Origin of the sequence: Paenibacillus sp. ICGEB2008, assembly GCF_000307675.1 — a bacterium.
In the GTDB taxonomy this organism is placed as follows: Bacteria; Bacillota; Bacilli; order Paenibacillales; family Paenibacillaceae; genus Paenibacillus; species Paenibacillus polymyxa.
Map to the genome: position 1 here is coordinate 331,543 of NZ_AMQU01000007.1, position 13,816 is coordinate 345,358.

Sequence of the window (13,816 nt, forward strand, 5' to 3'; positions counted from 1 at the left end):
GAGACCAGAGTGATACAACGTAGAACATACAGAGAGAAGAGTTCAATATTGTACAGTCCAATAGTGGAGGAGCAAAAAAATATGAAATATACAGAAGATCGTGAATTTCTACAGTTGTTGGATCATCATAAACAGTCATTTTCCGGATGGGATTTTTCATTCATTTCGGACACGGGACGAGTGGCGAGCGAGCCTTTGGACTGGTCTTATGCCAGCAAGGCTTTGGCGTTGATGCATGCCTCGAAGGCGATGCTGGATATGGGAACAGGCGGGGGAGAGTTCTTGTCGCAGTTGCGCCCTTTTCCAGAGATCATATGTGCGACAGAGGCATATGCACCGAACGTACCTATCGCCAAGCAAAGATTGGAGCCGCTGGGTGTGCGCGTGATGGCTATTCATGATGACGATTCCCTTCCGTTTGACGATGCTGGGTTCGACCTTGTGCTGAACAAGCATGAGTCATTTTCGCCAGCGGAAGTGCACCGTATTTTGCGTTCAGGAGGTACGTTTTTGACTCAACAGGCAGGAGGCTTGGATTGTGCAGGCCTTAACGCCCGCTTGGGAGCACCTGATTACGTGTATGCGGACTGGACTCTTCCTCAAGCAATTGCAGGTTTGAAAAGTAATGGTTTTGAAATCGTAGAGCAGCGGGAACAGTTTCCGATCCAGCGCTTTTACGATATTGGAGCGATTGTCTATTACTTAAAAGTTATTGAATGGCAGATTGCAGACTTCCAGCCAGAGAAATATATAGAACAGCTGTATAGTCTGTATTTGGATATTAAACGTGATGGTTATTGGGACGTGAAGCAGCATCGTTTTTTAATCCATGCCAGAGCGATATAGAGAAGATTCGATACCAAAGAGGCCTATCCTGTAGGGGAGGCCTTTTTGTCATTTTTACTACCCTTTCGTATACTAATCTTTACCATAATTGTACAATGAAGAAGCAATAGCTTACAGACTCATTTCATTTATAAGATATAGGGGGATGTACATGTCTGAACCAAAGGAAGTTATAAGCAAGCCGAAAGAGGGCAATTCTGTGCGGATAGCATGGTTTTGGCCATGGCTGGTCGGTACGTTTATGTTTGGATTGTTTTCAGTCATGTTTAATATTATTTGGAGTATGGTTGTAGCACCTCAAGTGCAGTATTTGCTGAGGCATGAAGGTGTGACGGATATAACCGTGGTTGTAATATTGCTGCTATATGTATGGCTGGTCGGTCTCATTTTTGCAGCTTATGGTGCTTTGAGTGCGCATATGTCCAATATGCATAAGCTTCTGCTGATGCTGACTGGGCTAGCATCCTTATTATGCGGGCTGTGGTTGTGGATTATAGGACTACGAGGATCTGGCGGCCAACTTGCCGAAGTATCTGGAGGAGCGTGGGAGCTTTTTTCACTCTATCACGCTTGGGCGGAACCTATACTGGAAGTATTGGGGTCATATACACAGCTCGGTGGAATCTGGTTTCTGCTGACCGCACTGCTGCCCATAGCTGGCATGGTAGTCGGTGTTGGGGTAGATCGCTATCCAGCGGTGACCGACCAGCACGGAAAGGTGGACCATAGATGGCAATGGGTTGTAGCTGCAATATCTGCTGCGCTCATCATTGTGCTGACGATTACGCTCATGCTTCCTCAGCGTCCGTACATTGCGGAGAGGGATTTTCCGGTAGTAGATGGCGCTACAGCGGCCATTCCATTCGCACAGGATATGCTGCATGAATTGACCGGAATGAACAAGGTTCGTGCGGCTCACGAACTGAGATTCAACACAACACATCAGGCTTATGTCAATCTGATTGAAAAGAAGGCGGATCTGATACTGGTGGCGGGTCCATCCGATGAGGAATTGCGCCTGGCGAAAAGTCGGGGAATTCAAATGAAGCTTACACCTATCGGGTGGGATGCGTTTATTTTTCTCGTTCATAAAGGCAATCCGGTTAACGGACTTTCTTCGGAGCAGGTGCGCAGCATATATGAAGGATCTATTCGTAACTGGCGTGAAGTAGGGGGCAAGAATCAGCCGATCGTTGCTTATCAGCGGGAGGAAAACTCAGGAAGCCAAACATATATGCAGAAGAAAGTGATGAAAGGTCAGGACATGGCTGAACCGCCTCGGGAACTCCGAATTGGTATAATGGGTGAGATGATTAATGCAATTGCTGATTTTGACAAGGATCACAACGCGCTCGGTTATTCATTTTATTATTTCGCAAATGTGATGCATAATCGTCAAGAGGTCAAATTTTTATCTATTAATGGAGTGGAGCCCGACAAAGAACACATTCGTTCGAAACAATATCCATTCACAGCCCAACTGTTTGTAGTTACACGCGAAGGCGAAAAGCCACGTGCTTCGATGCAACGATTACTCGAATGGCTGCAAAGCGAAGCAGGAACTCAGGCCATTGAAAAAGGCGGCTTTGTTCCTGTAAACTCGTAATCCTATAACGATTCGAATACAGTCAGTATCGTATATTCACCGCAAGAGTGAAACCAATACAGCAGGGTAATACATAGAATATGCTTTGCTGTGAATACAATACCCGCGCAGCAAGTATATCAACAACTTAAGGGGATGAACAAAAATGAAGAAAAAAACATCGGTTTGGGTGCTTTTACTCGCCGTAGCCATAGTAGCAGCAGGTTGTGAAACAGGATCACAAACAGGACAAACGGCTCAGAATAAACCAAAGGATTCTGCATCGACACAAGTCAATGATTCGGGAGCCACTGTAGATACACCGGAACAGCAGACTGCTTCTGACGGCAAAAGCAGCACATCCCCGTCCAGCACTGACAGAGCAGTGGAGACAGGAGGGCAAACGAAGACAGATGCTAGTATAGCGAACGTCCGCATGGACAATATTACCGCGCTTCGATTAATCGACGGCCAATCTGGCTGGATCGGCGGTAATGGATGGATTGCCCGAACAGACGCGGCTCCATCCGGTTCAGTCGGTTCAGCTTGGAATGTGCAGTATCAAGGCAAAGGTACGGTTCAACAGATTTTTGCCTTGAATGGAGAGCAGGCCTGGGCTGTTATGGAAGATAGTGGTTCACTGCTGGCAACTCACGATGGCGGCAAGCATTGGGAAGCTGTCGGGACTGTACCTGAGCAAGGACAAGCGGACTTTTTACACTTTGTATCATCCAAGGAAGGATTTAGTGGCAACCAATATACCAAGGATGGTGGACAAAGCTGGTCTTCGCTCCTTGTGCCTAGCCACATGGTAGGACAGCCATATTTTCATGATCGGCAAAACGGCTGGGCAGTAACCCAGAAAACAGATCGCTCGATCCAGATTTTGCACACCGTTAACGGTGGTCAAGATTGGACTCCTGTCATGTCGCGGACAACCGAGGGGCCTCTGAACGGAGTAACTATTCGATCGGTAGGACGGGGCAACGCATGGATTGAGCTGGTTGGAGATACGGGGATGAATCAGACGTCGTATTCGCTTTGGCATACGGCTGATAGCGGACAAAGCTGGCGTACTGTACTGGCGAATTCTACTGCCGGCGGCGGTCCTGCACCAGGTGTTAGCCAGCAAGACAATCAGGTTGCCAAAAATGAAGGGACAGCACCAGGCATGCTCTATGCGGTTAACATCAGTACCGCTTTGATGGGTGGCTACTGTGCACCGTGTGACAAGCCTAATACGATTGGTTGGACCAATGACGGAGGCAAGACGTGGAACAATGGCAAACAAGGCTTTGATGGTTATGGCGGTCAGCAAATCGGGATGGCCAATGCCAAGGAAGGCTGGGCTATTTTCTCGGATTCAGAGCAGGCCCCGATCCTATATACCACCTCGGATGGTGGTCAGCACTGGACGCAGAGTCATGTATTTGACAAGCCTGTGACACCAGGCTCCTAAGGAGGGAATGTAGTTGAGTCAACATAAGAGAAGTGCGATTACATGGGCGGACGGTCGTGAAGTACCACTCATCGGGCAGGGCACGTGGTATATGGGCGAAAAAGCCTCGCTTCGGCAGGAGGAGGTGCGTGCGCTTCAACTTGGCTTCGAGCTGGGGATGACGCTAGTAGACACGGCTGAAATGTATGCGGAGGGCGGCGCAGAAGAGATCGTCGGGGAGGCCATTCGAGGCCGCCGGGACGATGTGTATCTTGTCAGCAAAGCCTACCCTCATCATGCGGACCGTCAAGGATTGGCTCAAGCCTGCGAAGCAAGCCTAACCCGAATGGGAACCGAACACGTGGACATGTATCTGCTGCATTGGCGCGGGAATATTCCACTAGAAGAGACAATACAAGGTATGGAAAAACTGCGTGAGCAAGGCAAAATCCGCAACTGGGGCGTGTCCAATCTCGACAAATCCGATATGGAGGAGCTTTGGAGCCTGAGTAATGGCAAAGCCTGTGCTGTCAACCAAGTGCTGTATCACGCGGCTTCGCGAGGTATCGAATATGATCTGCTTCCTTGGAGCCGTACGCATGGGGTGCCTGTAATGGCCTATTGCCCGATTGCCCAAGGTGGACGCCTGCGACGAGGACTACTGGAGCATCCCGTTATGGTAGACATTGCTGCCAGCCACGGAGTAACTCCATCGCAAATCGCACTCGCATGGGTTATACGGGACGGTGATGTGTGGGCAATCCCCAAGGCGGTACAAGAATCGCATGTACGAGAAAATGCAGCGGCAGCAAGCATTCGGCTCACCCCTGAACAACTTCAACAAATAGACGAGGCTTTTCCTCCGCCAACGAGGAAGCAGCCGCTGGATATGGTTTGAGGAAGGAGGGGCCCGATGACAGAACCAGAGACAGAACTACACGAGGTAGATGATCATCTCGACTATGGATTATCCGTTGTATTTATCGGCTTTAATCCCAGTCTGAAATCCGGCGAGGTAGGACATCATTACGCTAATCCGCGCAACCGCTTTTGGCGCATACTGGAGGGGGCTGGCTTGACCCTTCGCTTATACGATCCATCGGAAGATCGGGAGCTGCTAAAGCTGGGTTTCGGTTTTACCAACATTGTCTCCCGTCCTACCAGAGGAGTGGAGGACATTACCCGTGAGGAATACGCCGAAGGACGTCTGAAGCTGCATGCGAAGCTAATGGAATACCGCCCGAAGGTCGCTTGCTTTGTCGGCAAAGGCGTGTACACCGAATATAGTAAAAAATCCAAAGCGGATTGGGGATTTCAGCCTGAACCGCTAATCCCCGAAATGCATGAATTTGTGGCACCTTCGTCTAGTGGACTGGTGCGCATGTCGCTGGAAGAAATCACGGATATTTATCGCCGTCTCCAAACGTTCCTTTCGTCAGAAGCCGTCTAAAATGCGGCTACGTTTGGTAGATGCAGCATACAAAGAACCATACACTTTAATCCTTACTGGGAAAAGTGTATGGTTCTTTGTGCTGCTTCTTTTCTATTGTAGGGTTTTGGTCTGCCATGCCTGTTCCACAGGAACATAAGGATACCCCAGATCACGGGCGACTGCTTCGTAGGTGATATGTCCGTTCAGGACATTGGTACCGCTAAGCAGCGGCTTGCTTCTGCGAAGTGCCTCTAGCACACCGAGATCCGCAAGTTGGAGAGCAAAGGGGAGCGTCGCGTTCGTCAGAGCGAGCGTGGAGGTTTGTGGTACTGCGCCAGGCATGTTCGCTACTGCATAGTGAATGACGCCATGCTTTACATAGGTTGGCTGATCATGTGTCGTGATGTGGTCAATCGTCTCAACAATGCCACCTTGGTCAATGGCGACATCGACGATCACTGAACCGGGTTGCATTGTCTGCACCATGGCCTCTGTTACGAGCCGCGGGGCTTTGGCACCAGTGATCAGGACAGCACCGATCAGCAAATCACTTTGCGCCACGGCTTCAGCAATGTTGGAAGGGGTGGACACCAATGTATGGAGCTGATTGCCAAAAATATCGTCCAGTTGGCGCAATCTTTGCAGGCTTAGATCGATCAATGTAACATCTGCGCCGAGACCGATAGCGACCTTGGCAGCATTGGTGCCGACCACCCCTCCGCCAATAATAGTTACTTTACCGCGTTTGACCCCTGGCACACCTGCCAGTAGGATGCCTTTACCGCCTTTTGGTTTTTCCAACAGCTGTGCTCCGATTTGTACAGCCATTCGGCCTGCAACCTCGCTCATGGGGGTAAGCAACGGTAGGCTTCCTTCCACATTTAGCGTTTCATAGGAAATGGCGGCCACGCCGTTGTCTGTTAAAGCCCGGGCCAGTGCGGGCTCGGCAGCCAGATGCAGATAGGTGAACAAAATCAAACCTGGTCGAAAATACCTGTATTCAGAGGGGAGCGGCTCTTTTACTTTGATAATCATATCCGCCTGGGACCACACATCTGCCGCTTGCTGAACAAGGATCGCACCCGCAGTGGCATAATCTCCGTCTGTATAGCCACTTTCAACCCCTGCATGGCTTTCTACAAACACTTGATGTCCGTGTTGAATCATTTGAGCAGCACCCGCAGGTGTCAGAGCGACACGATTTTCATTGTTTTTAATCTCTTTTGGAATCCCAATTCTCATTCGTTTCACCTCTCCTAAAAATAATTGTTATCCAACGGCAAATAATTGTTTTTAGGGCAGCTACGCTGCAGAATCAATGTTTGTTGATCATGTTCACTAGGGCAGCTACGCTGCAGAATCAATGTTTGTTGATCATGTTCACTAGGGCAGCTACGCTGCAGAATCAATGTTTGTTGAACGTGTTTTAGGGCAGCTCCCCCTGCTATGGTTTACTGTTGGATGCGACCAAACGAGCTTAGAAAATTGCACTATCATTTGTAAGCAGCCTGCTGATTAGTTACATGGACTCAAGCCGATAAATGCAATTCATGTTAGATTAGGTACAGTTTACAAGGGGTGCGACTCCTTCGCATCATACATTTTGTCGGATTATCTGACTTAAAGGCTCGACTTTTTGATGAATATATGTCATATAAAATGACATAAAGACATACACATAGGGAGAATGCCGATGAAAGGTAAAAAAACATTTACCATTGCGGATGTGCTGGAACGTCCTGTTTTCCGGCGGGCGAAGCTGGCAGCGGGGGAACAGGGCGTAAATCGCCGTGTGGGTTGGGTTCATGTGCTAGAAATCACCAATGTATCCCCCTTTGTGAGCCGTCATGACCTGATTTTGACGACCGGCCTGTGGTTAATCCGGAAGGGGGAAGAGCGCGCCGAGTATATGGAGCAGCTGATCCGCTCGGAAGCCGCAGGATTGTGTGTGGAGCTGGGCACGAGCATCCATGAGATCCCCTCTGAAATACTGGAGCTGGCGGAACGGCATCACTTCCCGGTCATCATATTTGAGCAGCCGGTGCGTTTTGTTGAAATTACACAAGATATTCACTCCCTACTTATTAACCGACATCATGAACTATTAAAAGATCTGGAGCGATTTTCACGTCAGCTTCAGCAGGAAACCCTACGCAGCACCGATATGAATGCCCTCTTGCGTGTGCTCCATGACTACGCTGCCCGGCAGGTCATCTACATGTCCTCCATTGATACCAATCGATTCGTGCCTTCCGTCCAGCCGGATGTGGCAGACCATATTGCGGATTTTTATGCCAATGAAGTGGAATCCAGTATGACTGCCGATCGTGAAGGGCACCTGCTGTTTCACCTAAATGAATCCACTGCCGTCTTGTTTCAGCCTGTTGTATGCTTCGGTCAGGTGTTTTCCGCTGTAGGTGTGGTACTGCATAATGAAATGCCGACGGAAGAAATGTCGCTGCTCATTGATTACACAGCCAAGGCGGCCGCTACATTGGTACTGAGAACACAGTTTCTTGAAGACCGATTGCTACGTAATCAAAATGAACTGATTCAGGATGTATTGAACGGCCAGCTTCCCAATGAAGAACAGGCCCAGACCCGGATGGGACTGCGATTGTTAACGAAGGGTCGGTATTTATTTTGGGCAGGAGTCATCGAGGTAGAGCATCAGGACAAGGACGCAAGTCAGGTGCGCAAGGAATCCATCAATCAGGATGTATTAGTGCTGCTTCGTTCTCTGTTGAAAAAAGAAGCGTTGCACAATCTGTTGATGATGAAAGGAAGTCAATGCTACATCCTTTGTGCCAAGGAGGAATTAACGCTGCGTTCCGAAGCGCAGATGAAAAAAGTGCTGGCCCATACGGTCCAATATATTCAGAACTATGCCGCAGGACAGCTTGATAAAGTGCGCATTCATGCAGGCTTTGGTAAGGTAAGGCACCGCATGACCGGGACGGACCGCAGTTTTGAAGAGGCATATCAGGTCATTGAAGTCGCGCGAAGCGTCCCGGTCATGCAGGATCAGCTATTTTACGACAGCATCGGAATCTATCAATTGTTGAAAGCAGTGCCTCGCATTCCTTTTCTACAAGAATTTGTACAGGACCATTTGGGCGAGCTGATTGCGCATGATCGTGAGCATCATATGCAGCTTCTGGATACGCTGGATGCCTACTTTCAATGTCATGGCTCCAAGCGTGATACCGCCGGAGTTTTGTATATTCATAGGCAGACTCTTTATAATCGACTGGATAAAATTAATGAAATCGTAGAGGGAAATTTGGCAGACCCTGACAAACGTCGCTGTCTGGAGATGGCACTCCTGGCTTACCGGATGCTTCAGGCTGAAAATTGATCCTAAATAACTAGTTCTATTTTCTATTCTACTCATTTACAATGCGTGTTAACACTGAGATAATAGAAGAGATAACGGAAATATCTTGAAAGGGGATTAATATGAATATAAAAAAATGGATTGCCGTCCCTCTTATTCTGTTAATGGTAGCTTTGACAGGTTGCCAGGCAGTAGGCGGATTTGATGTAAGTAAAAATTTATTGGGAACACTTGATGTGAAATCCCAGCAGACAACGGAGAAAATTTCTCTTAAATTAACTCCAAAAGAAGGAATCACGCAAGGAGATCAACAAATCGTAGATTTGATTAATTCGATTTCGGTGACTGTAGATGAAGCTAAGGTACAATCGGAGGAAGTTGCTTCCGCCAAGGGTACTTTACACATTGATAAGTATAATTTGCCATTTGAGCTTGCTTTGGATCGCCAAGGTATGGCTATTCACCTGGAAGGTGCCAAAAAGCCTTATTACATATCTCTGAACTCGCAAGAGCGTTTGAGCGGTCTGCCTGCTGGGTTTGATCCTTATGCATATTCCAAAGACGTGAGAGATCTGACCAAAACAGCCGCTGCACTTATGCTTAAGCATGCTCCTAACCCTTCGACCATTTCTGCAACATCTGTAACCGAAGAAGTATACGGTGAAAAAGACAAGGTGAAACTGACCCGTCTCCATACAGAACTGCGCGGTGATGAACTGGTTGCATTGGTAAAACCGTTCCTGACAAATCTGGCCAAGGATGAAGCTGGCTTAAAAGAATTGATCGGCCAAGCTATTGATGTGACTAAAACCATCGCTTCCGGCGTAGCTATTGAGGGTAGTGATAAAGTAACAACAGAACTAAATGAAAACAAAGAAAAGCTGGTCAACGAGGCTTACACTGAGGTTAAAAAGTATTTGGACCTGGCTGTGGCACAGTATGATGTAGGAGTCAGCACTATGTATGCACAGGCACCTGAAATCAAAACAGTCCTGAGTGCCAACACGGTGCTGAAAAACGACATGTATTTTGATGAAAAAGGAAATGTTCGCAAAGCGCTGACAGACTTGACAGTCGCGTTGCCAGATGTGGACGATCTTCCGGTGAAGTCCTTTACCATTCTGACCGAGACTCAAGCCTGGAACGTCAATGGTAGTGTAACGGCCGATAAAGTAGATCTTTCTAACGGCGTTATTGACTTGAATACACAAGCTGAATTAACTCCAGGAGCGACGCTGCGCAATTTTGAAGCAAATTCTCCGATCTACAATATTTTAAAAAATGATTTGGAAATTACAAAAGTAGAAACAATTTTCGATCCTAAAGACGATTACTACGTTTTGGAGAATCGTGGAGGTACGGCCTTCATCCCACTGCGTGAACTGACAGGTGAATTGAGCTCAGAACTAAAATGGGATGCAGCTGCAAAACAAACAACTGTAATTGATGATATTACTGGTAAAACGATTAAGCTGAAAAGCGGCTCCAAGCAGGCTGTACTGGAAGGAAGCACATTGACGTTGCCACAAGCTCCATACACGGATGAATATGGCACATTGTATGTTCCTTTCAAATCTGTTGCAGAGGTACTTGGCGCTACTGTAACTCGTAACAATGCTGGAGAATATGTACTGAAACGCGATTAAAAAGAAATCAAAGTACACCTTCTTCTTCTTAACGGTTATTACATGGAATGAATCAGGTATAAATACAGGAACCAGTCCGGATTAGGGGCTGGTTCTTTTTTAGTTATATTGGTAAAATGCTCATAAAAGCGATTAAAATAAGCGCTTACAGATTAAAATTGTGCCATACTTTTACACAGGAAAAATTGAGATAATTAAAGCATCATTCTGAGTGGAAAACACATACAAGTAGGGGGATATACGATGAAAGATATGGAGCTATTGAATTCCAGCGAGGGACAGATGGTGCTTGCTCGAATGTACGGTCAACAACAAGTTTCCGAGCAAACCTCTAGATATCAATCACTTATACAGGCGTATCAGGAGCATTTTGGTGTAGGGGATATTGAATTATTTAGTGCTCCAGGGAGATGCGAAATTGGAGGGAATCATACAGACCACAACCACGGGAAGGTGCTGGCAGGCAGTATTACACTTGATACGATCGCTGTAGCAGCTAGAGTGGAAGAACCTGTTATTACCTTCTTTTCTGAAGGCTACCAAACGAAATACGTCATTGATTTAAACGACTTGGTACCAAAACCGGAGGATGATGGTACGATGCTGCTGATCCGTGGCATTGCAGCTGGTTTACTTGAATTCGGGTATCGCATCGGAGGATTTCAGGCTTATATATCGAGTAATGTATTCTCTGCTTCAGGATTAAGCTCTTCCGCTTCGTTTGAAATGTTGATATGCACAATATTAAATCATTTTTATAACGAGGGAGCATTAGATACTGTTGCTAAATCCAAAATTGGTCAGTATGCGGAGAATGTCTATTGGAACAAGCCTTCGGGGCTGCTCGATCAGATGGCTTGCGCATATGGCGGCTTGATTTCCATTGATTTTGAAAATCCCAAGGAACCGATCATTAATCCAGTCCATTGGAATTTTGAACAAAACGGCTATTCCCTGGTTATTGTAAATACAGGTGGAAATCACGCTGATTTAACGGATGACTACGCAGCGGTGCCGAACGAAATGCGTGCTGTGGCTCAGTCTTTAGGCGCTTCTGTTTGCCGTGACTTAATGCCCGAGAATCTGTACGCCAATCTCAAAATGGTTAGGGAAAAAGCGGGGGATCGGGCAGTGCTCCGTGCTTTGCATTTTTTTGAAGAAAACAAGCGTGTAGATGAGCAAGTGAAATCGCTGCAGGAAGGACGCTTTTCTGATTTCTTAAGGCTGGTCACCGAATCTGGCAACTCTTCCTGGAAATGGCTACAGAACGTATATAGGAGTGGGATTGATCGGGAACAAGATGTATCGGTTGCACTGGCTTTAACAGAAATGTATTTAAAATCAATTGGTGATAGCGCATGCAGGGTACATGGTGGCGGTTTTGCTGGTGTGATCTTGACGATTCTTCCCAATGATCATGTGGAGGATTACAAGGAGTGGATCAGCGGAATACTGGGAACTCCGGTGCTCGTTGTCAACGTCCGTGAGGATGGTGCTGTTAATGTAAGTGAATTGATCAATGCTGAACGGACTCGTAGCTAGTGTACTAACTAATCGAATCGAAGACTTTAACCTAGGGGTTAAAGTCTTTGTTCTTTTTATGGCCGATACAGCTTAGGCATGCGTTATAATAGAGAGATGGAAGTTCTAATGAAGGAGGGCCTGTCATGGCAATATATCCGTCCTGGTCCTATTCACAATCAAGGGCCCAAACGTTCGACGAATGCTTACGCAAATACTATTATCATTATTACGGCTCGCATAATGGCTGGAATTCGGCACAGGGCACTGAAGAACAAGTTACGTTGTATCGGCTTAAGCAACTGAGCAACTTATATATTTTATTCGGGAATATTACGCACCAAATGTGTGAATCGGTCATACGTGGGTGGATGGAAAAAGGGGCTGTCCCGCGCACAGCATTTCTGGAGACCGCTATGAAGAGCATGTTGAATGACAGCTACAAGGAATCCTTACACCGTGAGCTATGGCTGCAAGATCCCAAAAATCGGGTCATGCTGGCCGAAATTTACTACGATGATGAAGTGCTTCCGGAACGGATTGCACGGATTAAGGAGCGACAGCACGCGGTGGTACACAATTTGTACCGTACCGCAGTTTGGCGTGAGCTGCAACTGGGCCAGGCCCGAATCGTTGAGGTGGAAAAATGGGATACGATGCTCCTACATGAGACAAAAGTATATGTCAAAATGGATTTGCTCTATCGTAGAGACAACGGAGACATGGTTATTGTAGATTGGAAAACAGGTAAGGAAGGCGACTTCTCCGACCAGTTATTTTTGTATGCTTCCTATGTGCAGGAGCATTATCAGCTTCCTTTGGAGAAGATTGAGGTACGGGTAGAGTATTTGATGACAGGAGAGCATGAAGTATATCGCCCCACACCAGAGGATATCGACAAGGTAGTTGGCAATGTAGGACGTTACATCGAGGAAATGAAGTCCTGCCTCGATGATGATTACTATAATCGACCCAAGCCCGAGTCTTTCTTTACCCCGATGCCTTCACGCAGGGTCTGCGGCGGCTGTAATTTTCGCGAGGTGTGTAAGTACCGCGCGGTCTGAAATCGAGAAATTAACATAAAAACGGAGTAGGTGGAATGGTGCTGCACAAGCAATAGCGGTGGGAAGCACCATCCACCTGCATAATGGCTATAACTCTCTCAAATTCTGAAACCGCTTTCCAATTCGGAGAATACGAGGTATGATAAGGGTATTATTGGAAATTGTGAAGGGGGACAGTGGAAAAATGCCGAGTACAGGACACACACGTATTCTTTTTCAAGGAGATTCCATTACAGACGGAGGAAGGGGACGGAATGAGGACGCGAACCATTGGCTGGGTCAGAGCTATGTGTATCTGATCGCTGGGACACTCGGGAGTCGACTGACTGCTACACAACCGGAATTTGTAAACCGGGGTGTTTCGGGGGATCGGGTTTCGGATTTGTATGCTCGTTGGAATGAAGACACGTTTAGCCTACAGCCGAACCTGCTCAGTATTCTAATCGGAGTGAACGATGCCTGGCGGATCGTGGAGCAGGAGCCGTCCGGGGTGACGGACCGATTTGAACGAGCCTATTGCCACCTGCTGGAGGAGACGCGTGAAGTGATGCCTGATACCGGGCTGGTGCTGTGTGAGCCGTTTATTTTGAAAACAGGAGCTACCGAGGCGCGCTGGGACATTTGGCAAGAAAAAATAACGGGCTACCAGCGTATTGTACGTCAACTTGCCGACAAATATGGGGCCGTATTTGTGCCGCTCCAGAGCATGTTGAACGAGGCCGCTACCAAGGCGGACGCTTCCTATTGGCTGCATGACGGGGTTCATCCGACAGCGGTCGGGCACCAGTTAATAGCTGATCAATGGATAGATATCGTGCAAAAGAGTCCGCTGGCGATTCGTTAACAAAGACATACATAGTCTATTCCTTGTCATTTTTGGGTAATACACGATTATGGACATCATTACTTATGTTATGGTTCCAACCAAAAATGAATGTCAAAGGGGG

The 13,816-nt window shown here is 47.3% G+C and carries 11 protein-coding genes; 10 read left to right on the forward strand and 1 reads right to left on the reverse strand.

The features are described 5' to 3' along the window. Positions 1-81 precede the first annotated feature (81 nt). The 5 genes from C400_RS0106255 to C400_RS0106275 all read left to right on the forward strand — a co-directional run bounded on the left by C400_RS0106255 (position 82) and on the right by C400_RS0106275 (position 5,319). A complete protein-coding gene (locus C400_RS0106255; protein ID WP_016821393.1) occupies positions 82-846 on the forward strand; it encodes a class I SAM-dependent methyltransferase in 765 nt (254 codons plus the stop codon). Positions 847-997: 151 nt separating this feature from the next. Continuing rightward, positions 998-2,452 (forward strand): PstS family phosphate ABC transporter substrate-binding protein, encoded by a 1,455-nt coding sequence (locus C400_RS0106260; protein WP_017426357.1) that lies wholly within the window; start codon positions 998-1,000, stop codon positions 2,450-2,452. A 145-nt stretch (positions 2,453-2,597) separates the two neighbouring features. Continuing rightward, positions 2,598-3,890 carry a hypothetical protein gene (locus C400_RS0106265; protein ID WP_017426358.1) on the forward strand — a complete coding sequence of 431 codons (1,293 nt, stop codon included), beginning with the start codon at positions 2,598-2,600 and terminating at the stop codon, positions 3,888-3,890. A gap of 13 nt (positions 3,891-3,903) precedes the next feature. Beyond that, positions 3,904-4,767 carry an aldo/keto reductase gene (locus tag C400_RS0106270; RefSeq protein ID WP_017426359.1) on the forward strand — a complete coding sequence of 288 codons (864 nt, stop codon included), beginning with the start codon at positions 3,904-3,906 and terminating at the stop codon, positions 4,765-4,767. A 15-nt stretch (positions 4,768-4,782) separates the two neighbouring features. Then, positions 4,783-5,319, forward strand: a complete 537-nt coding sequence (locus C400_RS0106275; protein WP_017426360.1) for a mismatch-specific DNA-glycosylase — start codon at positions 4,783-4,785, stop codon at positions 5,317-5,319. Between the two features lie 93 nt (positions 5,320-5,412). Here the strand turns inward: C400_RS0106275 and ald are convergent, their stop codons facing one another. Then, positions 5,413-6,543 (reverse strand): alanine dehydrogenase, encoded by a 1,131-nt coding sequence (ald, locus tag C400_RS0106280; RefSeq protein ID WP_017426361.1) that lies wholly within the window; start codon positions 6,541-6,543, stop codon positions 5,413-5,415. Between the two features lie 451 nt (positions 6,544-6,994). On the opposite strand from ald, the gene C400_RS0106285 reads away from it, so the two are divergent. From C400_RS0106285 to C400_RS0106305, 5 genes are all read left to right on the forward strand, one after another. Continuing rightward, positions 6,995-8,659, forward strand: coding sequence for a PucR family transcriptional regulator (locus tag C400_RS0106285; protein ID WP_017426362.1), 1,665 nt, complete (start codon positions 6,995-6,997; stop codon positions 8,657-8,659). A 101-nt stretch (positions 8,660-8,760) separates the two neighbouring features. Further along, on the forward strand, positions 8,761-10,284 hold the full coding sequence (locus C400_RS0106290) for a copper amine oxidase N-terminal domain-containing protein (protein WP_017426363.1): 1,524 nt from the start codon (positions 8,761-8,763) through the stop codon (positions 10,282-10,284). Between the two features lie 243 nt (positions 10,285-10,527). Beyond that, the gene (locus C400_RS0106295; protein ID WP_017426364.1) at positions 10,528-11,826 is read left to right on the forward strand and encodes a galactokinase; all 1,299 of its coding nucleotides are present in this window, start codon (positions 10,528-10,530) and stop codon (positions 11,824-11,826) included. A gap of 125 nt (positions 11,827-11,951) precedes the next feature. Beyond that, positions 11,952-12,869, forward strand: coding sequence for a PD-(D/E)XK nuclease family protein (locus C400_RS0106300; protein ID WP_017426365.1), 918 nt, complete (start codon positions 11,952-11,954; stop codon positions 12,867-12,869). Between the two features lie 139 nt (positions 12,870-13,008). Further along, positions 13,009-13,713 carry an SGNH/GDSL hydrolase family protein gene (locus C400_RS0106305; RefSeq protein ID WP_017426366.1) on the forward strand — a complete coding sequence of 235 codons (705 nt, stop codon included), beginning with the start codon at positions 13,009-13,011 and terminating at the stop codon, positions 13,711-13,713. The last annotated feature ends 103 nt before the right edge of the window (positions 13,714-13,816 follow it).

What these genes read in the sequence shown, in the direction of transcription:
- C400_RS0106255 (WP_016821393.1), top strand. Translation starts at nt 82, where the DNA reads ATGAAATATACAGAAGATCGTGAATTTCTACAGTTGTTGGATCATCAT.
- C400_RS0106260 (WP_017426357.1), top strand. Translation starts at nt 998, where the DNA reads ATGTCTGAACCAAAGGAAGTTATAAGCAAGCCGAAAGAGGGCAATTCT.
- C400_RS0106265 (WP_017426358.1), top strand. Translation starts at nt 2,598, where the DNA reads ATGAAGAAAAAAACATCGGTTTGGGTGCTTTTACTCGCCGTAGCCATA.
- C400_RS0106275 (WP_017426360.1), top strand. Translation starts at nt 4,783, where the DNA reads ATGACAGAACCAGAGACAGAACTACACGAGGTAGATGATCATCTCGAC.
- ald (WP_017426361.1), bottom strand. Translation starts at nt 6,543, where the DNA reads ATGAGAATTGGGATTCCAAAAGAGATTAAAAACAATGAAAATCGTGTC.
- C400_RS0106285 (WP_017426362.1), top strand. Translation starts at nt 6,995, where the DNA reads ATGAAAGGTAAAAAAACATTTACCATTGCGGATGTGCTGGAACGTCCT.
- C400_RS0106290 (WP_017426363.1), top strand. Translation starts at nt 8,761, where the DNA reads ATGAATATAAAAAAATGGATTGCCGTCCCTCTTATTCTGTTAATGGTA.
- C400_RS0106295 (WP_017426364.1), top strand. Translation starts at nt 10,528, where the DNA reads ATGAAAGATATGGAGCTATTGAATTCCAGCGAGGGACAGATGGTGCTT.
- C400_RS0106300 (WP_017426365.1), top strand. Translation starts at nt 11,952, where the DNA reads ATGGCAATATATCCGTCCTGGTCCTATTCACAATCAAGGGCCCAAACG.
- C400_RS0106305 (WP_017426366.1), top strand. Translation starts at nt 13,009, where the DNA reads ATGATAAGGGTATTATTGGAAATTGTGAAGGGGGACAGTGGAAAAATG.